The sequence below is a fragment of the Stenotrophomonas sp. GD03680 genome (assembly GCF_029844625.1).
Taxonomy (GTDB): Bacteria; Pseudomonadota; Gammaproteobacteria; order Xanthomonadales; family Xanthomonadaceae; genus Stenotrophomonas; species Stenotrophomonas maltophilia_P.
In genome coordinates this window covers 146,963-170,658 of the sequence record NZ_JAOCKC010000003.1, presented here as the reverse complement: position 1 = coordinate 170,658, position 23,696 = coordinate 146,963, and the positions used below count along the sequence as shown (strand labels likewise).

Annotated in this window: 17 protein-coding genes; 11 read left to right on the top strand and 6 right to left on the bottom strand. The window is 68.8% G+C overall.

Annotated elements, in window-relative coordinates; all coding sequences use genetic code 11:
• From N5J29_RS05035 to N5J29_RS05020, 4 genes are read right to left on the bottom strand one after another with little or no spacing between them, the layout of a single operon-like run.
• On the bottom strand, nt 1–2,073 hold the full coding sequence (locus N5J29_RS05035; RefSeq protein WP_065174132.1) for a phospholipase D family protein: 2,073 nt from the start codon (nt 2,071–2,073) through the stop codon (nt 1–3).
• Nucleotides 2,070–2,687: a YceI family protein gene (locus N5J29_RS05030; protein ID WP_164152954.1), complete on the bottom strand. Its 618-nt coding sequence runs from the start codon at nt 2,685–2,687 to the stop codon at nt 2,070–2,072. The genes N5J29_RS05035 and N5J29_RS05030 overlap by 4 nt, the downstream gene beginning before the upstream one ends.
• Before the next feature lie 4 nt (nt 2,688–2,691).
• Entirely contained in the window at nt 2,692–3,168 is a 477-nt protein-coding gene (locus tag N5J29_RS05025; protein ID WP_053519979.1) for a histidine phosphatase family protein, read from the bottom strand.
• 51 nt (nt 3,169–3,219) lie between these two features.
• Nucleotides 3,220–3,849: a ParA family protein gene (locus N5J29_RS05020; RefSeq protein WP_053519980.1), complete on the bottom strand. Its 630-nt coding sequence runs from the start codon at nt 3,847–3,849 to the stop codon at nt 3,220–3,222.
• A 123-nt stretch (nt 3,850–3,972) separates the two neighbouring features.
• On the opposite strand from N5J29_RS05020, the gene N5J29_RS05015 reads away from it, so the two are divergent.
• Nucleotides 3,973–5,457 (top strand): AAA family ATPase, encoded by a 1,485-nt coding sequence (locus N5J29_RS05015; protein ID WP_065182079.1) that lies wholly within the window; start codon nt 3,973–3,975, stop codon nt 5,455–5,457.
• A 72-nt stretch (nt 5,458–5,529) separates the two neighbouring features.
• On the opposite strand, the gene N5J29_RS05010 is transcribed toward N5J29_RS05015, so the two are convergent.
• Nucleotides 5,530–6,168 carry a tetratricopeptide repeat protein gene (locus tag N5J29_RS05010; protein ID WP_065182080.1) on the bottom strand — a complete coding sequence of 213 codons (639 nt, stop codon included), beginning with the start codon at nt 6,166–6,168 and terminating at the stop codon, nt 5,530–5,532.
• Nucleotides 6,169–6,340: 172 nt separating this feature from the next.
• Between N5J29_RS05010 and N5J29_RS05005 the strand changes: the two genes are divergently transcribed.
• Nucleotides 6,341–10,027: an indolepyruvate ferredoxin oxidoreductase family protein gene (locus N5J29_RS05005; RefSeq protein ID WP_164152953.1), complete on the top strand. Its 3,687-nt coding sequence runs from the start codon at nt 6,341–6,343 to the stop codon at nt 10,025–10,027.
• A 39-nt stretch (nt 10,028–10,066) separates the two neighbouring features.
• On the opposite strand, the gene N5J29_RS05000 is transcribed toward N5J29_RS05005, so the two are convergent.
• Nucleotides 10,067–10,681 carry a DUF938 domain-containing protein gene (locus N5J29_RS05000; RefSeq protein WP_164152952.1) on the bottom strand — a complete coding sequence of 205 codons (615 nt, stop codon included), beginning with the start codon at nt 10,679–10,681 and terminating at the stop codon, nt 10,067–10,069.
• A 653-nt stretch (nt 10,682–11,334) separates the two neighbouring features.
• Between N5J29_RS05000 and N5J29_RS04995 the strand changes: the two genes are divergently transcribed.
• From N5J29_RS04995 to N5J29_RS04955, 9 genes are read left to right on the top strand one after another with little or no spacing between them, the layout of a single operon-like run.
• Nucleotides 11,335–12,966: a TldD/PmbA family protein gene (locus N5J29_RS04995; protein WP_065182083.1), complete on the top strand. Its 1,632-nt coding sequence runs from the start codon at nt 11,335–11,337 to the stop codon at nt 12,964–12,966.
• Between the two features lie 28 nt (nt 12,967–12,994).
• Nucleotides 12,995–14,629: a TldD/PmbA family protein gene (locus N5J29_RS04990; RefSeq protein WP_074902370.1), complete on the top strand. Its 1,635-nt coding sequence runs from the start codon at nt 12,995–12,997 to the stop codon at nt 14,627–14,629.
• A gap of 21 nt (nt 14,630–14,650) precedes the next feature.
• Nucleotides 14,651–15,985: a TldD/PmbA family protein gene (locus tag N5J29_RS04985; RefSeq protein WP_053515946.1), complete on the top strand. Its 1,335-nt coding sequence runs from the start codon at nt 14,651–14,653 to the stop codon at nt 15,983–15,985.
• Nucleotides 15,985–16,692, top strand: a complete 708-nt coding sequence (locus N5J29_RS04980) for a DUF4159 domain-containing protein (protein ID WP_065174125.1) — start codon at nt 15,985–15,987, stop codon at nt 16,690–16,692. Before N5J29_RS04985 ends, N5J29_RS04980 begins: the two co-directional genes overlap by 1 nt.
• A 12-nt stretch (nt 16,693–16,704) precedes the next feature.
• Complete coding sequence (locus N5J29_RS04975) at nt 16,705–17,688, top strand: MoxR family ATPase (RefSeq protein WP_053515950.1); 984 nt, start codon at nt 16,705–16,707, stop codon at nt 17,686–17,688.
• 7 nt (nt 17,689–17,695) lie between these two features.
• Nucleotides 17,696–18,589 (top strand): DUF58 domain-containing protein, encoded by an 894-nt coding sequence (locus tag N5J29_RS04970; RefSeq protein ID WP_164151542.1) that lies wholly within the window; start codon nt 17,696–17,698, stop codon nt 18,587–18,589.
• Nucleotides 18,586–19,713 (top strand): BatA domain-containing protein, encoded by a 1,128-nt coding sequence (locus tag N5J29_RS04965; protein WP_164151540.1) that lies wholly within the window; start codon nt 18,586–18,588, stop codon nt 19,711–19,713. The genes N5J29_RS04970 and N5J29_RS04965 overlap by 4 nt, the downstream gene beginning before the upstream one ends.
• Entirely contained in the window at nt 19,710–21,863 is a 2,154-nt protein-coding gene (locus N5J29_RS04960) for a DUF4175 domain-containing protein (protein ID WP_164151538.1), read from the top strand. The genes N5J29_RS04965 and N5J29_RS04960 overlap by 4 nt, the downstream gene beginning before the upstream one ends.
• Nucleotides 21,860–23,689, top strand: coding sequence for a hypothetical protein (locus N5J29_RS04955; RefSeq protein WP_164151535.1), 1,830 nt, complete (start codon nt 21,860–21,862; stop codon nt 23,687–23,689). Before N5J29_RS04960 ends, N5J29_RS04955 begins: the two co-directional genes overlap by 4 nt.
• The last annotated feature ends 7 nt before the right edge of the window (nt 23,690–23,696 follow it).

Sequence of the window (23,696 nt, the reverse complement as noted above, 5' to 3'; positions counted from 1 at the left end):
TCAGAGGATGGGGACGAGGCCGGCGCCGAACGCGGTCAGCATGCGCACCAGCAGCCACTTCGGTCCGACGTTGACTTCGGGGAAGTCGCCCACGGCAACGTAGCACTGGTGGAAGTCCGGGCTCTGCCGGGGCAGCGGCTGCGGGCAGTCCGGACCCGGCTTGAACTCGTAGTCGGTGGCGTAGCGCCACGGCCAGAAATCGAGGATCGGCAGGGCCTCGGAGGCCTTGCCGACGCTGTAGTTGAGCCCGGACAGCACCGGCGGCTTGGCGCGTGGCGCGACCGTCCAGGAGTTCTGCGGGTGGATGTCGCGCAGGATGCTCTGCGCCAGCTGCTCGGCGAACACCGGATCGTCGATGATCACCGCACCTTCGGTGTTGTAGTTCTCGCTGCGCGGATCGAAGTTGTGGGTGCCGACCACGCCGATGCGGCGGTCGACCACCAGCGACTTCGCGTGCAACCCCATGCGCGCACCCTTGCGGGTCACAGGCAGCGGCTTGTTGACCGCCTTGCTGCCCAGGAACGAAGGCCGCGTCTCGGTGCGCAGCAGACGCGTTTCCACTTCACTGCCGGCGGCGCGGCGGCGCGCCCGCGCATTCTCGTAGGCGCTGCCGGTGCGGGGGCGGAAAACCGCCGGCGCTTCGTCGGCGCCACTCGTGGTGGCGGTGGCGTCGGTGGCGGTGGACGTGCCGCCGCTGCGGGCATTGCTGCCGGCAGCGCTGCCGCCGATCAACGGATTGCGTCCGCCACTGTCCTGGCCCGGCGGCGCCTCGATCGGGTCCGGCAGCAGGTTGCGGTAGTCGACCGGCGCATCGAGCGGGAACGGCTTGTATTCGAAGATGTTGAAGCCCAGCTCACGCATGTTGCGCCGCTTGTACTTGTACGACAGCGCGTAGACGATCGGGTTGTCGGTGGCCGCCAGGCTGTTGGTGGACACCAGCACGCGCGGCGGCTGCGGACGCTTGCGCAGATCGCGGAACAATGTCTGCGCGGGTTTGGACAGCACCAGGTACGGCGTCTGCAGGATCACTTCGTGCTGCGCGCTGGCGATCAGTGCGTCGAGCTGTGGCTCGGTGACGTGCTGGCTGGCCAGCGGCGCATCGACCTTTTCGCGCCGATGCTTTCGCGGCAGGTCGGCGACGTAGCGCACCGACGCCACCGGCAACGCGGTGTCGACGAAGGAGCGGGTGACGAAGTCCATGTCGTTGGCCTCCGCGCTGACCCGCTGCACCCGCTCGGGACGGCGGAAGGTGGCGGGCGGCAGGGCCGGCACGCCCTCGCGCAGCAGCGTGCGTCCGACGTCGTTCAGGCGTTCGGCCGGCACGCTGCGGCGGGCGCGCCAGAACGCATCGAAGTTGGCCGCCATCTCGCGCACTTCCGGGCCGGCGATCAATACGTCGCGATCGCGGAAGTTGTACTCGCGGTCCCAGTCGTAATAGTCGTCCTGGTAGTTGCGGCCGCCAACCACGCCGATTGCGTCATCAATCACCAGCAGCTTGTTGTGCATGCGCTGGTTGAAGCGGCGGAAACAGCACAGCACGCTGCCGGCATAGTCGAAGTAGTTCAGCCGCGCCTTGCCGAAGGTGGGGTTGTACACCCGCAGCTGGAAGTTCTCGTGGGCGCCGGACAGGGCGCCGAGAATCTGCAGGTCGGAGATGGCCGAGAGCTGGTCGATCAGCAGCCGCACCTTCACTCCCCGCTTCGAGGCGGCGAGCAGTTCATCGATGACCAGCCGGGCACTGTCGTCCTTGTCAAAGATATAGGTCTGCAGATCGATGCTGCGGGTGGCACTGCGCAACAGGTTCAGGCGCGCGACCAGTGCGCCCTCCCCCTCGTCCAGCAGGGTGGCGTAATGACGGGGACGGGTTTCGGTGGACTCGCTGAATGCGCGGCCGGCGAGCGCGCGCAGCGGCGACTCCTGCGCGCAGCGGTCGGCACGCTGGCAGTCGACCTCGGTGGAGCGCGCCTGCACGGCAATCGCTTCGGCACGGTCGCGCTCGGCGTGCGACAGCGACGCACAGCCACTGCCAAGCAACACCGTTGCCAGCGCCAGCACCCGCAGCAGCAGATTCACGGTTTCGGCGCCTCGCTCAGGCGCGCTCGCAATACGAAGGTCACTCGGTCACTCAAGGCAAGCTGCCAGCTGTCCATGCCATACCGGCCTCGTTGCACGGTACCGCGGCTGACGACGTCGCAATCATAGCCGGGTCGGGCGCACTGCGCCTTCTCGACCCGCAGCGATTCAGGATGGCTGACCCCGCGCAGGGTCAGACGGCCTTCGATGTCGCCGCCTTCGGCCACCGTGTCGGGCCAGTAGGGCAGCGAATCGAACTCCACCATGGGGTGCCGCCCGGCGTCGAAGAACTCCTCGCCCCGCATCCAGCCGGTGTAGCGGGCCTTGCCGGGAATCTCCACCGAACGGGTGAACATCTTCAGGTGCACCTGGTGGCGGCCGTCGGAGAGCACCTCGATGCGCCCCTCGAACTGCGGGAACACCCCCTCGATGCGCTGCCCGAAGCGGGTGCGTACTTCGAAGCCGATGCGCGAATGCTGGCTGTCGAGCAGCAGCACGCGGGGGCCATCGGCGCGCACCGGAGGCAACGTGGTTGGCTGGGGCACGCCCGCCCAGGCCGGGGCGAGTGCCAGCAGCAGGGGCAACAGGCAGCGGCCGGGCCACCGCAGGCTCATCGGCTCACGGCCACCAGAAGGCGTTCAGGCTGGCCACGCCCGGCTCGATCGCCGCTTCGCGCGGGAAGCCGAGCACCGCGATGCCGGCCGGCGGCATGCCGCGGTAATCGCTGCTGCTGCCTTCGGTCATCAGGGCCACCAGCCGTTCCAGGCCGGGGTTGTGGCCCACGACCAGCACGCGGTCGAGATCGCGGCGTTCATCCACCAGTGCCGCCAGGGTGCCCGGGGTGGCTTCGTAGATGCGGTCTTCCAGGCGCTTTTCGACATAGCCGATGGCCGCCATCACCGCTTCCAGGGTTTCGCGGGTCCGCCGCGAAGGCGAGCACAGCACGCAATCCGGCAGCAGCTTGTTCTCCTTCAGCCAGCGGCCGGCGGCTTCGGCTTCGGCAAGCCCGACCGGCGACAGGGGCCGGTCGAGGTCGGCCTGGCCCGGGGTGGCCGGTTCGGCGTGGGCATGGCGCAGCAGGATCAGTTCACGCATCGCGGATATCCATGGAATCGGGGAGTGGAGCAAGGGCCCAGGCGTGAACGGTCACAGCTTCAGCCAGGACAGCAGAGGTTCCCAGTCGGCCTGGTGCTCGCGCACCTGGGCGGAGCGATAGTCGAACAGGCTGCGGCCCAGGCCGGTCATGACCACGTAGCTCTGGCTGTCGCGCAGCTGTGCGACCACCGGGTACGGCCATTCGGCCAGCATCTGCAGCGCCTGCTGCGAGGTCTGGGTCCAGGGCTTGGTGCGGTTGAGCACCAGCCCCACCGGCAGCTTGCGGCTGTGCACGCGCGGCACCTGGGCCAGGCTGTTGAGGAAGCCGACGATGGCTTCGATGTCCAGCGCCGAGGGCAGCACCGGCACCACCACTGCATCGGCGGCATCAAGGAAATGGGGGATATCGTCGGCCAACGCGCCGGCAGGCGCATCGATGATGACGGTCTCGGTGCCATCGGGCAGCTTCTGCGCCCATTGCTTCTTCCGGTACACGTCGATCGGCAGCACCGCGCTTTCCAGGCCGGCGCGACGCTGTGCCCAGCGGGTGCTGGAGCCCTGCGGGTCGGCATCGGCGATCACCGTGGCCTTGCCCTGCAATGCCGCGTACGCGGCCAGGTGGGTGGCGACGGTGGTCTTGCCCACCCCGCCCTTGGAACCGGCCACCAGGATCGTCTTCATGCCAGCCTCGCTTCCGGGTACGTGCCCCGAGCGTACACCGGCGATGGTGACGGGAGGTAGAGCCGCGCTGAACCTGTCGGCATCGGCTTTGCTATGGTGGCGCCCCCGAAGGATCGAACCCGCATGAGCGAACTGCAGGACCTGAGCGCGCTGATCCGCGCCAATACCCCCCTGATCGTGGTGGAGACCCAGGACGAGGGCCGCATCGTCGAGTTGTTCCGGCAGACACTGATGCATGTATGGCGGGCCCTGCACCGCTGGTCGATCACCGAGGGCCTGCGCCGCATCGATCTGGACAGCGAGGATGCGCCGGTCGGACCGCCCGATGCCAGCGCGGCGCTGCAGATGATCCGCCAGGCCGACCAGCGCGGGGTGTACCTGCTGCTCGATTTCCATCCCTATCTGGGCTATGCCAGCCACCAGCGCGCGTTGCGCGACCTGATCCAGCGCCGCCACAGCGAACCCCATGTGCTGGTGCTGATCGGTGCCAAGGTCGAACTGCCGGCCGAGCTGGAAGCCCTGGCGGTGCGCTTCAACCCGCGCCTGCCCGACGCCAATGCGCTGCTGAAGATGCTGCGCGAAGAGGCCGATGCCTATGCACGCGAGCACGGCGGCCGCCGCGTGGAGGTCGACAGCGAGGCGGTGAAGAAGATCCTGAAGAACCTGCAGGGCCTGAGCCTGGTCGACGCCCGGCGCATCGCCCGGCAGCTCATCTACGCCGACGGTGCGCTGCGCGACGACGACCTGCCGCAGCTGGCGCGGCTGAAGTTCGAGCTGCTCAACCGCAGCGGCCACCTGTTCTTCGAGCATGACAGCGCGCGCTTCGGCGACGTGGCCGGCGCCAACCGGCTCAAGCGCTGGATCAACCAGCGCCGTGTCGCGTTCATCGCCGGCTCGGCACCGGCAGGGCTGGATCCACCGCGCGGCATGCTGTTGCTGGGCGTGCAGGGCTGCGGCAAGTCGATGCTGGCCAAGGCCACCGCCGCCGGGTTCGGCGTACCGCTGCTGCGCCTGGACGTGGGCGCGCTGTACAACAAGTACCACGGCGAGACCGAGTCCAACCTGCGCCAGGCCCTGGCCTCGGCCGAGCAGCTGGCGCCCTGCGTGCTGTGGATGGACGAGATCGAGAAGGGCCTGGCCAGTGGTGGCGACGACGGTGGGGTATCGCGCCGCGTGCTTGGCTACCTGCTGACCTGGATGGCCGAACGCAAGGCGCCGGTGTTCATCGTCGCTACCGCCAACCAGGTGCATGAGCTGCCCGCGGAGCTGCTGCGCAAGGGACGCTTCGACGAGATCTTCTTCGTCGACCTGCCCTCGCCCGAGGTGCGGGTGGAACTGCTGCGCCTGCACCTGGGGCGACGCCAGCTCACTGCGGACGACTTCGCGCTGCCGGCGCTTGCCGCAGCGTCCAACGGGTTCTCCGGTGCGGAGATCGAGCAGGCCATCGTGGCCGGGCTGTATGCGGCCCATGCCGAGAACAGGCCGCTGGATACCGAAACGCTGATGGGCGAGATCCGGGCGACACGGCCCTTGTCGGTGCTGATGGCCGAGCAGGTGGCGGCGTTGCGCGAGTGGGCGTCCGGTCGCACGGTGTCTGCGGACGACTGAGCGGTCTGCCACCCGCGCCGCAGGCTGTTGCCCTCTGCAGGTGCCGGGTGCACCCCGGCACCACGCCTGCCCTCAGGGCCAGGCCGGCGGCGCGGCAGCCCAGGCCTGCTGTACTTCGGCCAGCGACGCGCGCTCGTCCTCGCGCCACTGCGGCAGCAGCTGCGCGTAGCGGCTGCTGTCGCTCCACTGCGACGGTTCGGTGCGCACGGCAGCGGCGTACCACTGCACTGCCTGCTCCTTCTGCCCCAGGCGCCACAGTGCCAACGCGTAGCTTGGCGGCAACCAGCTCGGCTTGCTGAGCGTACTGCCGGCGGCGGCCTGCCACTGCTCCAGCGCGGCCTCCGGCTGCCCCTGCCGCAGCAGGTCCCAACCATAGTTCCAGCGTACGCCGCGACCGACGCTGCTCTGCACCGGGGCATCCTTCAATGCTTCGCGGTACAGCTGCTCGCCAAGTTCGGTACGGCCCTGCGCGATCGCCACCGAGGCCAGCTGCACGGTCGCTTCCACCACGCGCCGGCCACGCTCGCGCTGCTTGAGCAGCTGCGCCACCAGGGCATCGCCCTGCGACTGCTGCACGACCACCATCGGCGCAGCCGCGGCATCGTTGTCGAAATAGAACTCCTGTGGCGCCGGCAATACCGGCGCCGCCCACGCGGAGGCCGCCCCCGAGACCAGCAGGATGCCGGTCAGGATCTTTACTGCCACTGACATTCCTTCTTCCCCCGGGCTGCGACCGCAGCCCCTCTCTCTCCTCCTGATCCTAACCGCAGCATGGCCGCCGGCGCGAGTGCCGGGGCCTGCGCGGCCTCACTGCTACAATTCGCGCCTTCCCCGTCGCGTGCCTGCACGCGGCCGGTGCCAGCCGATCCTGACCGGGCCAGCCATGACCAGTACCGCGCAACTCACCTCGCCCTCTTCCGCCGACCTGATCGACCGTGATTACACGCTCGATCACAAGTACACCCGCAACGAGGGACGGATCTACCTGAGCGGGGTGCAGGCGCTGGTGCGGCTGCCGCTGATGCAGCGGCTGCGGGATGCCGCCGAAGGCATCGACAGCGCGGGGTTCATCAGCGGCTACCGCGGCAGCCCCCTGGGCGGCTTCGATCTGGAGCTGTGGCGCGCCCGCACGCACCTGGAGGCCGCGCGGGTGAAGTTCACCCCGGGCCTGAACGAGGACCTGGGCGCCACCATGGTCTGGGGCACCCAGCAGACCAACCTGTTCCCCGGCGCCAACGTACAGGGCGTGTTCGGCATGTGGTACGGCAAGGGCCCGGGCGTGGACCGCTGCGGCGACGTCTTCAAGCACGCCAATGCGGCAGGCACGTCCCGTCATGGCGGCGTGCTGGCGCTGGCGGCCGATGACCATGCCTGCCGCAGCTCCACCCTGCCGCACGGCAGCGAGGATGAATTCGTCAGCGCGATGATGCCGGTGCTGAATCCGGCGGGCGTGCAGGACATTCTCGACATGGGCCTGCTCGGCTGGGCGATGAGCCGGTATACCGGGCGCTGGGTCGGCTTCAAGACCATCGCCGAGACGGTGGAATCGTCGGCATCGGTCGACGTGGATCCGCTGGCGCGTCGCATCGTGCTGCCGGACGACTTCCCGATGCCGGCCGGCGGCCTCAACATCCGTTGGCCGGACCCGCCGCTGGACCAGGAGATGCGCCTGCACCGCTATGCCGTGAAGGCCGCGCAGGCCTTCGCCCGCGCCAACGGCATCGACCGGGTGGTGATGGACGCGCCGCGTGCACGGCTGGGCATCGTCACCACCGGCAAGAGCTACCTGGATGTGCTGCAGGCACTGGAGTACCTGGGCCTGGACGAGGCCGCCTGCGCCGACATCGGCATCCGCGTCTACAAGGTCGGCATGACCTGGCCGCTGGAGCCGGAAGGCATCGCCCGCTTCGCGCAGGGCCTGGACGACATCATCGTGGTGGAGGAGAAGCGCGCCTTCATCGAGCGGCAGATGAAGGAGCAGTTCTTCAACTGGCCGGCCAGCTGGGGCCCGCGCCCGTCCATCGTCGGCAAGTACGACGAAGCCGGTGAATGGATCCTGCCGTCCACCGGCGAGCTGACCCCGGCCACCATCGCCGGCGTGATCGGCCGGCGCATCCAGCGGTTCTTCAACAACGAGTCGATCGAACAGCGCCTGCAGTGGATGCAGCAGAAGGAGGCCGAGCTCGCGTTGCCGCGCGCCAGCTTCCCGCGCGTACCGCACTACTGCTCGGGCTGCCCGCACAACACCTCCACCACGGTGCCGGACGGTTCACGTGCGTTGGCCGGCATCGGTTGCCATTACATGGTGACCTGGATGGACCGCAGCACCGACACGTTCACCCACATGGGTGGCGAAGGCGTGACCTGGGCAGGGCAGGCGCCGTTCACCGATACCCCGCACGTGTTCCAGAATCTAGGCGACGGCACCTATTTCCACAGCGGCTCGCTGGCGATCCGCCAGGCGATCGCGGCCGGCGTCAACATCACCTACAAGATCCTCTACAACGATGCGGTGGCGATGACCGGTGGCCAGCCGGTGGATGGCCCGCTCAGCGTGCCGGATATCGCCCGGCAGATGCGCGCCGAAGGCATCCACACCATCGTGGTGCTGTCCGACGACATCGCCAAGTGGACCCGCCAGCGCGAGCATTTCCCCAGTGACGTCGAGTTCCACGACCGCAGCGCGCTGGACGAGGTGCAGAAGCGCCTGCGCGAGGTGAAGGGGGTCTCGATCCTGATCTACGAACAGACCTGCGCCACCGAGAAGCGGCGGCGCCGCAAGCGCGGCAAGCTGGAAGATCCGGCCAAGCGCGTGATGATCAACTCGCTGGTCTGCGAGGGCTGCGGCGACTGTGGCAAGAAGAGCTTCTGCGTATCGGTGCTGCCGAAGGAAACCGAGTTCGGGCGCAAGCGCGAGATCGACCAGTCCAACTGCAACAAGGACTACTCGTGCGTGAATGGCTTCTGCCCGAGTTTCGTCACGGTGCATGGCGGGAAGCCGCGAAAGGGCAACCGGCGCGATGCATCGTCCCTGCTGGACAACCTGCCGGCGCCGACGGTGCGCGGCAGCCTGGAGCAGCCCTGGAACATCCTCATCACCGGCGTGGGCGGTACCGGCGTGGTCACCATCGGCGCGTTGCTGGGCATGGCCGGCCACCTGGAGGGCAAGGGCGCCACGGTGCTCGACCAGACCGGCCTGGCGCAGAAGGGCGGCGCGGTGACCACCCACATCCGCATCGCACGCCGGCCGGAGGACATCCACGCCGTGCGCATCGCCGCCGGTGAGGCCGACCTCGTACTGGGCTGCGACATGGTGGTGGTCAACGATTACTGGGCACTGTCGAAGGTGCGCGCAGGCCGCTCGCAGGTCGTGCTCAACACCTACGAAGCGATGCCGGGCACGTTCACCACCCGTCCCGACATGCAGTTCCCGGCGGCCGACATCATCGCCGGCGTGCGCGTGGCGCTGGGCGACGATGAGCCGCTGCTGCTCGATGCCACCCAGCTGGCCACGGCGCTGCTGGGCGATGCGATCGCCGCGAACCTGTTCATCCTCGGCTACGCCTGGCAGCAGGGCCTGGTGCCGCTGTCGTTCGAATCGCTGATGCGTGCCATCGAGCTCAACGGCGCGGCGGTGGCGATGAACCAGCAGGCCTTCGCCTGGGGCCGGCTGGCGGCGATCGATCCGCAGGCCGTGCAGGAGGCCGCCGGCCTGGTGCGCAACCGCCATACCGATACCGAATCCACGCCCGGCCCGCTGCATCCGCTGCCACCGGGCGAATGGGAAGGCAACGAGTGGGGTGCCACCGCTGCGCCACGCAACACCGGCGACGAACGCGAACTGCGTGGCCTGCCCTCGCATGGCGGCGAGGTTGCCTTCCTGCCGCTGGACGACGCGCGCCTGTCGCGCTCGCTGGATGAAATGATCGAACGCCGCGCCGCGTTCCTGGTCGACTACCAGGACGCCGCCTACGCCGATCGCTACCGCAGCGTGGTCGAACGCGTGCGCGCCGCCGAACGCGAGCGCATCGGCGGCTCGACCGCGCTGACCGAGACCGTGGCCCGCTATCTGTTCAAGCTGATGGCCTACAAGGACGAATACGAAGTCGCCCGCCTGTACACCAGCGGTGATTTCCAGCGCCGGCTGCAGCAGCAGTTCGAGGGTGACTACCAGCTGCGCTTCCATCTGGCGCCGCCGCTGTTCGCGAAGAAGGATGAACAGGGCCGGCTGCAGAAGAAGGAGTACGGCGCGTGGATGTTCAAGGCGTTCGGCCTGCTGGCGAAGCTGAAGTTCCTGCGGGGCGGTGCCTTCGATGTGTTCGGCCGCACTGCCGAGCGCCGCATGGAGCGCAAGCTGATCGGCAACTACGAAGCCACCGTGCAGCTGCTGCTGGACGGGCTGGATGACGGTCGCCTGGCGTTGGCCGTGGAGATCGCCAGCATCCCCGAGCACATCCGCGGCTTCGGCCACGTCAAGGAAGCGCATGTGGAGAGCGCCAAGGCGCGGGAAGCTGCGCTGCTGGCGCAGTGGCGCAACCCGAAGGCGCTGCATATCGTGCAGGTGGCTTGAGCCGGAGGAGCACCGGCCACCGTCAGCCGCGGCGGTTGCCTAGCCCAACCGCCACACCAACAGGCGGTTGTTGGCCGGCATCCCCACATCGCGCAGGCGGGTGAAGCCGCTTTCCGCGGCCAGCGCCTGCACGGCCTCCGCATCGCGGACGCCGCTGCGCGGATCCCGCGCCTTCAGCCACTCATCGAACCGCGCATTGCTGTCACTGGTGTAGCGGCCGCCGTAGTTGAAGGGGCCATACACCGCCAGCAGTGCGCCATGTCGCAGCACCGACGGCAACGCGGCAAACAGCGCCTGCACGTGCTCCCAGCTCATGATGTGCAGCGTATTGGCACTGAATGCGGCGTCGAACAGACTGCCCTCGGGCACCGGCAGCCCTGCTGCCGGTGGCAGTTCAACCTGCAGCGCCACCGGCGGCAGCAGGTTCAGCAGTGCCGCCTCGGCGCGCCACGCCTCGATACCCGGCAGATGGTCCGGGTGATCACTGGGCTGCCAGCGCAGCCAGGGCCAGCGTTCGGCGAAGAACACGGCGTGCTGGCCGGTGCCGCTGCCGATCTCCAGTACCCGGTGGCGGTCGCCCATCCACGGATCGAGCGCGGCAGCGATCGGTTCGCGGTTGCGTTCGCAGGCTTCTGAATACGGCTTGCTCGACATCGGGATGGCATCCGGACGGGGTCGGGCCATTGTGCACGAGGGAGGGTGTCCGGCAGGGCTGCGCCCTGCACCCACCTAAGCAACATCAACGTCAAACGCGGGCATTCCGTGGGATGGCGGGGCACTGTGGGTTTGCGGGGGCGCCGTGAACCCGTCCATGGGGGCTTGGTCGCCGCATCCATGCGGCTCACACCCCGCAAACCCACAGCGCCCCGCCTTCGACAGTTGGCCGCGATCTGTCGGAAATACTCTTGGGGTCAGATCCGTTTTCCGCAGGAGAACGGATCTGACCCCGGAATGTGATTCGATATCCAACAGCTTTCATCCACGCATGGCGTGGATCTGCTGGCCACCGGCCAACTGTCGAAGGCGGGGTGGGTCCGGTTGCGGGGGCGTGAGCGCCATGGATGGCGCGACCGAGGCTACAGGGACGTATTCACGCCGTCCCCCGCAACCGGACCCACCCCGCCATCACACGGAATGCCCGCTTTTGACGTTGACGTTGATTCCAGCAGGTGCAGGGCGGCAAGCCCTGCCGCGCCCCACCCATGACTGCAGTCACTTGTGCTGATTGCCCTCCGCTGGCGAAAGTCGAGCAGTTGACGTGATCGGCTTGGCCCGTTGCCGGCCGCACGCGAGAGAGAGAGAGCGCTGTGCAACGACGTGAGTTCCTGGCTTTATCCGGTCTGGGCATGGCCGGCCTGCTGCTGCCGCACGCGCGGTTGATCGCCGCCGAGCAGCTGCTCGAACCGGGCGACATGGCCCGCAGGAAGGTGCTGGCCGAGGCCGCGCTGGCCGCTGCCAAGCGGGCCGGGGCGACCTACTGTGACGTGCGCATCGGCCGCTACCTCAACCAGGCCGTGATCACCCGCGAGGCGCGGGTGCAGAACGTCACCAACAGCGAGTCGTCCGGCATCGGCATCCGGGTCATCGTCAACGGCGCATGGGGCTTCGCCGCCACCCGCGAGCAGACCCCCGCCGCGGTCCTGGCCGCCGTCGGGCAGGCCGCTGCCATCGCGCGCGCCAACGCCCCCCTGCAGAGCCGGCCGGTGCAGCTGGCACCGGTCACCGGCGTCGGCGATGTGAGCTGGAAGACCCCGATCCGCAAGAACGCGATGGCGGTGCCGATCCAGGACAAGGTCGACCTGCTGCTGAGCCTGAATGCGGCGGCGATGAACGCCGGTGCCGACTACATCAATTCCACCCTGTTCCTGGTCAACGAACAGAAGTACTTCGCCTCCAGCGACGGCTCGTTCATCGACCAGGACATCCATCGCATCTGGCTGCCCTTCACAGCCACCGCCATCGACAAGGCCACCGGCAAGTTCCGCACCCGCGCCGGTCTGTCCTCGCCGATGGGCATGGGCTACGAGTTCCTCGATGGCGACGCGCGCGGCAAGGTGCAGCTGCCCGGCGGCATCACCGCCTACCGCGACTCCTACGATCCGGTTGAAGATGCGATCGCAGCGGCGCGGCATGCGCGCGAGAAGCTGAAGGCGCCGTCGGTGAAGCCCGGCAAGTACGATCTGGTACTGGATCCCTCCAACCTGTTCCTGACCATCCACGAGAACGTCGGCCATCCGTTGGAGCTGGACCGCGTGCTGGGCTACGAGGCCAACTACGCCGGCACCAGCTTCGCCACCCTGGACAAGCGCGATGCTGGCTTCCGCTGGGGCAGCGACATCGTCAACTTCTTTGCCGACAAGACCCAGCCGGGCAGCCTCGGTGCGGTCGGCTATGACGACGAGGGCGTCAAGACGCTGCGCTGGGACCTGGTCCGCGACGGCATCCTGGTCGATTACCAGGCCACGCGCGATGAGGCACACATCCTCGGCCGCGATGCGTCGCATGGCTGCAGCTACGCCGATTCCTGGTCCAGCGTGCAGTTCCAGCGCATGGCCAATGTCTCACTGGCGCCGGGCAAGCAGCCACTGAGCGTGGAGGACATGATCAAGGACGTGGAGAACGGCATCTACATCCACGGCCGTGGTTCCTATTCCATCGACCAGCAGCGCTACAACGCGCAGTTCGGCGGCCAGCTGTACTACCAGATCAAGGACGGAAAGATCGCCGGCATGGTCGAGGACGCGGCCTACCAGATCCGCACGCCGGAGTTCTGGAACGCCTGTACGGCCATCTGCGACGAACGCGACTTCCGCCTTGGCGGCTCGTTCTTCGACGGCAAGGGCCAGCCGGGCCAGGTCTCGGCGGTGTCGCACGGTTCGTCCACCACCCGCTTCAACGGCATCAACATCATCAACACCGCGCGCAGTCTCGGCGCTTGAGCCACCCCATCGTTCATGGAGAGCAGCCTTGCACAGACGTGACTTCCTGGCCCTGACCGGGCTTACCGCGGGCGGCCTGATCGTGCCGTCCTTCTTCGGCAAAGTGATCGCCGCCGAGCAGCTGCAGTCCAGCCTTGACCCCGCGCTGAAGAAGCGCCTGGCCGACGCTGCCCTGCAGGCCGCCCGCAGTGCCGGCGCCACCTACTGCGACGTGCGCATCGGCCGCTATCTGCGGCAGTTCGTGATCACCCGCGAAGACAAGGTGCAGAACGTGGTGAACACCGAGTCCACCGGTGTGGGCATCCGCGTGATCGTCAACGGTGCATGGGGCTTCGCCGCCACCAACGCATTGGGTACCGCCGACGTGGCCAGGGCCGCCCAGCAGGCCGCGGCCATCGCCAAGGCCAACGCAGGCGTGCAGAGCGCGCCGGTGCAGCTGGCCAGCACGCCCGGCGTGGGCGAGGTCAGCTGGCGCACGCCGATCCGCAAGAATGCGATGGAGGTGCCGATCAAGGAAAAGGTCGACCTGCTGCTGGACGTCAATGCCGCAGCGATCGGCGCCGGTGCCAGCTTCGTCAATTCGATGCTGTTCCTGGTCAATGAACAGAAGTACTTCGCGTCCACCGATGGCTCCTACATCGACCAGGACGTGCACCGCATCTGGGCACCGATGACCGTCACCGCCATCGACAAGACCAGTGGCAAGTTCCGCACCCGCGAAGGCCTGTCTGCGCCGATGGGCCTGGGCTACGAGTATCTGGACGGCGCCGCCGCCGGCAAGGTCGTCAGCCCCAACGGCGTGGTCAACTACAGCTCCTCCTACGACATGAAGGAGGACGCCATCGCGGCCGCCAAGCAGGCGCAGGAGAAACTGAAGGCGCCGTCGGTGAAGCCGGGCAAGTACGACCTGGTACTGGACCCGTCGCACACCTGGCTGACCATCCACGAGTCGATCGGCCATCCGCTGGAGCTGGACCGCGTGCTCGGCTACGAGGCCAACTACGCCGGCACCAGCTTCGCCACCCTGGACAAGCGCGAGCAGCGCTTCCAGTACGGCAGCGAGCTGGTGAACGTGTTCGCCGACAAGACCCAGCCGGGCAGCCTCGGCGCGGTCGCGTACGACGATGAAGGCGTGAAGTGCAAGCGCTGGGACCTGATCAGCAACGGCAAGCTGGTCGACTACCAGACCATCCGCGACCAGGCCCACATCCTCGGCAAGACCGAGTCCGATGGCTGCTGCTATGCCGACTCGTGGTCCAGCGTGCAGTTCCAGCGCATGGCCAACGTGTCGATGGCACCGGGAAAGACGCCGCTGAGCGTGCCGGACCTGATCAAGGACGTGGAGAACGGCATCTACATCATCGGCGACGGTTCGTTCTCGATCGACCAGCAGCGCTACAACGCCCAGTTCGGCGGCCAGCTGTTCTACGAGATCAAGAACGGCCAGATCACCCGCATGCTGGAGGACGTGGCCTACCAGATCCGCACGCCGGAGTTCTGGAACGCCTGCACCGCCGTGGCCGACGAACGCGATTACCGCCTGGGCGGCTCGTTCTTCGACGGCAAGGGCCAGCCGGGCCAGGTCTCGGCGGTTTCGCACGGCTCGTCGACCGCACGCTTCAACGGCATCAACGTCATCAACACCGCACGCAGCCTCGGCTGACCGGTCAGGAGCCCTTACACCATGAGTATCTTCACCGAAGCCCAGGCCAAGGCCATCCTCGACAAGGTCATCGCCCTGTCCAAGGCCGATGAATGCACCGCCGTGCTGGCGGGATCGATCGCCGGCAACATCCGTTTCGCCCTGAACAACGTCTCCACCAGCGGCATTGTGGACAACACCGAGCTTGCCGTTACCGTGGCCTTCGGCAAGCGCGTGGGCACCGCCTCGATCAACGAGTTCGACGACGCCGCACTGGAACGCGTGGTGCGCCGCGCCGAGGATCTGGCCCGCCTGGCACCGGAGAACCCGGAGTTCATGCCCGCCATCGGCAAGCAGACCTACCGGCCGAGCCCGACCTTCAGCGAGTCCACCGCCGCCATCGATCCGGCGTTCCGCGCCAAGGTGGCCGCCGATTCGATCGCGCCCTGCCGGGGCAACGGACTGATTGCCGCCGGCTTCCTTGAAGATGGCCAGGGCTTCTACGCCACTGCCAACAGCAACGGCAACTTCGGTTACCAGCGCACCACCAACTTCGACTACACCTGCACCGTGCGTACCGAGGACGGCCGCGGATCGGGCTGGGTCGGCCGCAACCTGAAGGACGCGGCGGACTTCAAGGCCGACCAGGATGTCCGCATCGCCATGCGCAAGGCCACCGAATCGGCCGAAGCCAAGGCGCTGGAGCCGGGCAAGTACACGGTCATCCTGGAGCCGGCCGCGGCCGCAGGCCTGATCAGCTTCATGATGAATTTCTTCAGTGCGCGCTCGGCCGACGAAGGCCGCAGCTTCCTGTCGAAGAAGGGCGGCGGCAACAAGCTCGGTGAGCAGGTCTACGACCCGCGCGTGAACATGTATGCCGATCCGTGGCACCCGGAAGCGCCGGTGCTGCCGTGGGACAACGAGGGCATGCCGCGCGAGCGCCTGGCCATCATCGAGAACGGCAAGGTGGCCAACCTGGACTACTCGCGCTTCTGGGCGCAGAAGCAGGGCAAGACCGCCAAGGCCACGCCGGGCAACCTGCTGATGAGCGGTGGCGAGAAGAGCACCGCCGAGCTGGTGCGTGGCACCCAGAAGGGCATCCTGGTCACCCGCACCTGGTACATCCGCATGGTCGATCCGCAGACCGTGCTGCTGACCGGCCTGACCCGTGACGGCACCTTCTACATCGAGAACGGCCAGATCAAGCACCCGGTGAAGAACTTCCGCTTCAACGAATCGCCGGTGATCATGCTCAACAACATCGAAGAGCTGGGCAAGCCGGTGCGCGTGGCCGGCGACGAGTCGAGCTTCGTGATGATGATCCCGCCGATGAAGCTGCGCGATTTCACCTTCACCTCGTTGTCCGACGCCGTCTGATGGATCGCCGGGCCTGCCTGCGCTGGTTGGCTGCTGCCGCTTCGGCGGCCGCGCTTCCGGCCTGGGCACAGGCAGGCCCGCGCAGTTCGCGCTACGACTTCTGGTTCACCCGCCTGCAGTACGACTCGGGCGACTGGGACGTGGACGCGCGCATGCCGTCCAACCTGATCACTTCGCTGATCGACTACACCTCGCTGCGCGTGGACCCGCAGGAACACGTGGTGGCACTGGCCGACCCACGCATGCTGGAAGCCCCCTTCTGCTACCTGGCCGGGCACACGCTGGTGGAATTCAACGCCGCCGAGCGGCAGAACTTCGTGCGCTACGTGCGCAACGGGGGCTTCGTCTTCGTCGATGACTGCAACCATGACATCGATGGCCTGTTCGCAACCTCCTTCGAGGCGCAGATGGGCCGCCTGTTCGGGCCCAGGGCGCTGCAGAAGCTGCCCAACAGCCACGCGCTGTACCGCAGCTTCTTCCGCTTCCCCGATGGACCACCGGCCACCAGCTTCGAGCTGAACGGCTGGGGCGACGATCTGGTGCACGACTATCTGAAGGGCATCGAGGTCGATGGCCGCCTGGGCGTGCTGTACAGCAACAAGGATTATGGCTGCGAGTGGGATTACGACTGGCGCAACAAGCGCTTCCTGGCCGAGGACAACACGCGCTTCGGCGTCAACATCGTGATGTACGCATTGAACAATTGAGTGAGAGCCCCCATGACCCGCCCTGATCTCGATTCCCTGCTGCCGCGCCTGCACGATCTGCGCGCCGCCCTGGCCCGTGCCGTGGTCGGCCAGCACACGGTGGTCGAGCAGCTGCTGATCGGACTGCTGGCCGGCGGCCACTGCCTGCTGGAAGGCGCGCCCGGCCTGGGCAAGACCCTGCTGGTGCGTTCGCTGGGGCAGGCGCTGGAGCTGCAGTTCCGACGCGTGCAGTTCACGCCGGACCTGATGCCCAGCGACATTCTGGGTACCGAGCTGCTGGAGGAAGACCACGGCACCGGCCATCGTCATTTCCGCTTCCAGCAGGGGCCGGTCTTCACCAATCTGCTGCTGGCGGATGAGCTCAACCGCACGCCACCCAAGACCCAGGCCGCGCTGCTGGAAGCCATGCAGGAACGCACCGTCAGCTATGCCGGCACCACCTATGCGCTGCCCGCGCCGTTCTTCGTGCTGGCCACGCAGAATCCGATCGAACAGGCCGGTACCTATCCGCTGCCGGAGGCCCAGCTGGACCGCTTCCTGCTGCACGTCCTGGTCGATTACCCGAGCGAGGCCGAGGAGCGCCAGATCCTGGAACAGACCACCGGCGGTGCCGGCGAGGCGGTGCCGAAGGTGATGGACGCCGCCGCGGTCATCGCCCTGCAGGCGGCAGTGCGCCAGGTGCACGTCAGCCCCGATGTGCTGGCCTGGATCACGCGGCTGGTGCGTGCCAGCCGACCCGGGCCGGAAGCGCCCGCGGCGATCAACCAGTGGGTGAAGTGGGGTGCGGGACCACGCGCCGGACAGTCGCTGGTGCTCGCGGCCAAGGCGCGCGCGTTGCTGCAGGGCCGCTTCGCCGCCACCCGCGAGGACGTGCAGGCCCTGGCTGCACCGGTGATGCGCCACCGCCTGCTGCTGTCGTTCGCCGCCGAAGCCGAACAGAAGCGCGCCGACGACGTGGTCGCCGCCCTGCTGCACGCCGTGCCGTTCCCGGGGTGATCCACGCGTGAGTGCTGGCACGCTGGTCCTGCCTCCCGAACTGCGAGCGCGCCTGCGCGCACTGCGGTTGCGGCCACGTCTGGCCAGCGGCGCGAGCGGCATCGGCCAGCACGCGAGCCGCAGTCGTGGCGCCGGCCTGGAATTCGCCCAGTACCGCGCCTACGAGCCCGGCGATGAACTGCGCCAGATCGACTGGAAACTGTACGCGCGCTCGGACCGCTTCTTCGTGCGCGAGTCGGAGCGCGAAAGCCCGATCACGGTATGGCTGCTGCTCGATGCCACCGCATCGGCCGGCCAGTCCGACCGTGGCGCGCCGGCACGCAGCCGCCTGGATCACATGCGCATGCTGGCCGCCTGTGTCTGCGAGCTGGCACTGCAGCAGGGCGATCATTTCGGCCTGCTGACCGTCACCGGCGACGGCCTGCAGCTGGTAGCCGCAGCGCAGGGCGCACGCCAGCGCGACCGCGTGCACCTGCAACTGCATGCCCTGCAGCCACGAGGCGGCTGGCCCGCCCGTGACACGCTGCGCCCGCTGTGGGAGCGCGTTCGCCCGGGCGACCTGCTGCTGGCCATCGGCGATGGCTTTGATGACGCCGGCATCGTGCTGCTGGAGCAGCTGGCCAGTGCACGCCGCGAGGTACTGCTGCTGCAGGTGCTGACCGCCGACGAGCGCGACTTCCCGTTCGATGCCGGCCATCGGTTCCGCGACCCTGAAACCGGCGAGGAACTGCTCGGCGATGGCGCGGCGATCCGCGCCGACTACCTGCAGCGTTTCACCGCTGCACACACAGCACTGCACCTGCGGCTGCAGGCCAGTGGCATCGCCAGTGCCACCGGCTGGCTCGATCAACCGGTGGACCAGCCGCTGCAGGCGCTGTTCGGCCGCGGGGGCGGCGCGTGAGCCTGCTGTTTCCGCTCGGGCTGGCCGCACTGGCGGCGTGGCTGCTGCCGCTGCTGATCCATCTCGCGCGTCGCCATCCCTACACGCCGCTGGACTTCGCCGCGCTGCGCTGGCTGCGTGCACGGATCCGCCCGCGCCAGCGCGTCCGCTTCGATGACTGGCCGCTGCTGCTGGTGCGGTTGCTGCTGCTTGCCGCGCTGGCCGTGCTGCTGGCGCGGCCGGCATTGACCGGACCGGCGCCGGCTACCGGCGCATGGACGGTCGTCGCACCCGGTCTGGATGCGACCGCGCTGCATGCCGGCGCTCCTGCCGACGACGACAACTGGCGCTGGCTTGCGCCCGGATTCCCCACCATCGACCAGCCACCACCAGCCACGGATGTGGCCCTGCCCAGCCTGCTGCGCGAACTGGATGCGCAGCTGCCGACCGGCACCGCGCTGACCGTGCACGTGCCTGATCCGCTGCCCGGCCTCGACGGCATGCGCCTGCAGCTCTCGCGGGCGGTGCAATGGCAGACACATCCCCGTGCGACCGCCGCAACGGCCGCGCCCACCCCGCTGCCGCAACTGCGCATGCACGCTGATGCCCCGGCCGCGGCACAGCGCTGGCTGGCTGCGCTGCAGCGCGCATGGGGCACCCGATCACCCGCGCCCGTCCTGCCTGCGGATGCGCTGCCCGCTCCGGGCGAAGTCGGTGTCTGGAGCCGCGCCGATGCGCTGCCCGCTCACTGGCAGGCATGGCTGCAGGCCGGTGGCAGCGTGCTGACCGCCGCCCGGCCGGCAGCGGATGCACGCGCGCTGCTGCGCGACGCCGAGGGCGCGACGCTGCTGTGGCAGCAGCGCGTTGGCCACGGCCGCCTGCTGTTCCTGCCCGGCGAATGGAACGCCGCAGGCAATGCCGCGCTGCGCGATGCCCGCCTGCCGCACACCCTGCTGCAGGCGTTGCAACCCGCGCCACCTCCGCGCTCAGGCGATGCGCAGGATCACGCACCGCGCCAGGTCGCCCTGCCGGCTGCCACGCCTGCCGTGCGTGAGCCCACCGCCTGGCTGCTGCTGGCCATCGTGCTGTTGTTCGCACTGGAGCGCTGGATGGCCAGCAACGCGCGGCGGAGGCTACCGGCATGACGATGCTGCAACGCGCCTGGCAGCGCGCACGGCGCCGCAGCGGCGCCATCACTCTGCTGCTGGGACTGCCGTGGGCGCTGGCCGCGACCACGCTTGCACTGCGCCTGGGCGGTTTCGATATCGCCTGCATCGTTGCTACCGCCACTCTGCTCGCCTGCACGGTGCTGGCCACGGTCCGTGCCCGCCGCCTGGACCGCCACTGGGTGCAGCGCCGGCTTGACGGCAGCGGAGCCAGCGAAGACAGCGCCGACCTGCTGTTCGCCGATCCTGCCGCACTCAATCCGCTGCAGCAGCGCCAGCGCGACCATGTGCAGGCCGCGCTCGAACGCGCCATGCCGGAACTGCGTCCGCGCTGGCCGCGCGGCGCGTTGCTGCTGTGCTGGGTCGGGGGGATCGCCGTCGCACTGCTTGCGTTGGGCTGGCCACGGTCCGGTCCGTCCATGCCGGGCGTGTCCTCGTCGCGCCCCGCTGCCCCGGCAGTTGCGGGCCCGTTGCAGCTGCAGTCCACCCGCCTGCGCATCGAGGCTCCGGCCTATACGGGTCAACCACCCCGTAACCAGAACGCACTCGATGCCAAGGTCGCCGCCGACAGCCGCCTGTCCTGGTCGCTGCGCTTTGATCGTGCGCCCCGCAGCGCATGGCTGCAGTTCCACGATGGCCGGCGCGTGCCGCTGAGCGAGCGCGACGGCCACTGGCAGGCGCAGGATGTGGCCCGTGCACCGGTGCTGTACCGCGTGGTCAGCGAACCGGCACTGGCCACGACACGCCTGTACCGCCTGGACGTGGTGGCGGACCGTGCCCCGACCGTACGCGTGCTGGAGCCCGCTGCCAGCCTGGTACTGGGCACGCCCGGGCAGCGCCAGTGGGCACTGCGCTTCGAGGCCAGCGACGATCACGGCGTGGCCACGCAGGCCCGCCTGTCGATCACCCTCACCCAGGGCAGCGGCGAGAACATCACCTTCGTCCAGCGCAGCGTGACGCTCACCGGCAGTGGCGAAGCAACGGCGCGACGGTTCGCTCACACGCTGGATCTGGGCGCACTGGGAGCGCAGCCCGGCAACGATGTGATCGCCCAACTGGAAGTGCGCGACAACCATGCCCCGACACCCCAGACCGGCCGCAGCAGCAGCGTGATCCTGCGCCTGCCCAGCAGCGAGGCGGTGCTGGGCGCCGAGCTGGAAGGCCGCATCAAGAAGACCCTGCCGGCCTACTTCCGCAGCCAACGGCAGATCATCCTCGATGCGGAGGCGCTGATCCGCCAGCGGCGCAGCCTGGCCGCCGATGACTTCGTCAAGCGCAGCGACGCCATCGGCGTCGACCAGCGCATCCTGCGCCTGCGCTACGGCCAGTTCCTTGGCGAAGAGAGCGAAGGCGCACCGAAGCCGCCGCCAACCAGCGACCTGCCGACCAGTGACACCCCTCCCGTAGACGATCACGACGACGATCACGACCATGATCACGACCACGCGGCGCATGGCCACGACCACGGCGGCAACGCAGGCAACGCCGAGACGCCACCGGTGTTCGGCAGCGCCACGGACGTGCTGACCGAGTATGGCCACACGCACGACCACGCCGAGGCGGCGACCCTGCTCGATCCGCAGACCCGCGCGACGTTGAAAGCGGCACTCGACCAGATGTGGGCCTCCGAAGGCGAGCTGCGCCAGGGGCGCCCGGAGCAGGCGCTGCCCTACGCCTACAAGGCACTGGGATTCATCAAGCAGGTCCAGCAGGCCGAACGCATCTACCTGGCCCGCGTCGGCCCGGAACTGCCGCCCATCGATGAGGGCCGGCGCCTGGGCGGTGACCGCGCCGGGCTGGCCAGCCGACAGCTGCCACTGACGGCACGCACGGCACCGGACCCGGCCATCGTCGAGGCCTGGCAGCGACTGGGCGACGGCGACGGCACGCCGGATCTGGACGCGCTGGCGGGCTGGCAGCAGCGCAATGCGACCTACCTGCCCGATGCGCTCGACCTGGCGGCCGCCATCGAACAGCTGCGCATCGAGCCAGGCTGTGCCGACTGCCGGCAGCGCCTGCGGTCACAGCTGTGGAGGGCGCTGCAGCGCCCCGTGCCGCAGGCCACACGCCGCAGCGCGGCCGATGCGATGGGGCAGCGATACCTGGATGCACTGGAGGCGCAGCCATGAACCTGTCGGCACCGGCTCTGTGGATCGCGCTTGTCCTGGTGCTGATCGTACTCGTCGCCAGCGCGCGCCAGCTGCGCGCACCGGTGCGACCGCGTGGCCCGCTGTTGGCCGTGCTCGGCCTGCAGGTCATCGCCGCTGCACTGCTGTACGCATGCCTGCTGCCGCCCGCACGGCAGCAGCCCGCTGCGGGCCTGGTGGTGCTGGGTGCCGATGCCGGAAGGGCCAGCGCGCAGCCGGCAAGCGAGGGACCGCTCCTCCTGTTGCCCGAAGCCACCCAGGTGCCGGGCGCGAAGCGTGTGCCGGACCTGGCGACGGCGCTGCGCCAGCATCCCTCGACGCGGCTGACCCTGGTCGGCGCCGGCCTGGAGGCACGCGACCGCGACGCCACGCTGCCCGCGCAGGTCCATTGGCAGGCACCGCCCGTCCCTCGCGGCTGGACCGCGCTGCAGCTGCCCGCGGATGTCGCCCCTGGCGCGCGCTTCGACGTGCAGGCGCAGGCCCGCGGCGTCCCCCGCGCACAGGCTGAGCTGCTGGACCCGGCTGACACGGTCATCGACCGCGCCCCGCTGACCGAGGACGGACGGGTACGACTGAGTGGCGTGGCCCGTGCCGAAGGCCGCAGCGTGTTCCGCCTGCGCCTGCTGGATGGCGAAGGCCATGTTGTCGATACCGTTCCGGTACCCCAGCAGACCCTGCCGGCCACGCGGGTCCGCCTGCAGATCCGCGCCGGCACGCCGGGACCCGAACTGAAGTACCTGCGACGCTGGGCCACCGATGCCGGCATCGACGTGCAGATGCAGGCCGACACCGGCGCCGGCCTCAGCATCAGCGAAGGTCAGGTCGGTCTGGACGCGGCATCGTTGGCGCGCACCGACCTGCTGCTGCTGGACGAGCGCAGCCTGGCCACGCTGGGGAGTGGCCAGCTCGCAGCGGTGCGCCAGGCGATGCACGAGGGCCTGGGTGTGCTGGTACGCAGTGCCGGCGTGCCATCGGCCGGAGCGCGGCAACGCCTGCGCGAGCTCGGCCTGCCCGTGCAGGGCGATGGCGCCAGCCGCAGCATCACGCTGCCCGGCGATGGTGACAGCGCGATGCTGGCAGCCCGACGCGGTCCGCTGGCGTCCGGCACGCTGCCCACCCGCGATGGCGAAGAGGCTGATCGTGATTCGCATGCCGCCGCGCTGCCCACCTTGGAACAGCTTGCGCTGCAGGTGCCTGCCACCACCGCACTGCTGCACGACCGCAGCGGCGCTGCCATCGGAGGCTGGCGCGATGCCGGCAAGGGCCGCATCGGCCTGCTGCCGCTGACCGACACGTGGCGCTGGTTGCTGGCCGGCCGCGACGATCGCCATGGCGAGCTGTGGAGCGATGTGGTCGGCACCCTGGCGCGCGCGCAGGGCGGCAGCACCGCGCCGTGGTCGCCGCAGCCGATTGCGTGGGCCGGGGAACGACAGGCCCTGTGCGATGTGCAGGCGCCGTTGGAGGTGTTCGATGCACGGGGCGCGTCGGTGGCACTGATCGTGGACGGCGGCACCGGCAGCGCACGCTGTGCCGGCTGGTGGCCACGCGAGGCCGGTTGGCACCGGCTCCAGCAGGGCGAACGCTCCTACTGGCGCTATGTGTTCGACAGGACGGATGCGGCGGCGCTGCACCGGCAGGGAATGATCGATGCGACGGCGCAGGCCCTGGCCACCTCGGCACCGGTCAAGGCACAGGCGACGCAGCCCGTGCCGGGATCACGCTGGCCATGGTGGCTGGCCTTCGTGCTGTGTGCGTCGCTGCTGTGGTGGCTGGAACGGCGGCCGCCCGGCGTTGCCCGTACGGCATAGCTTCCCC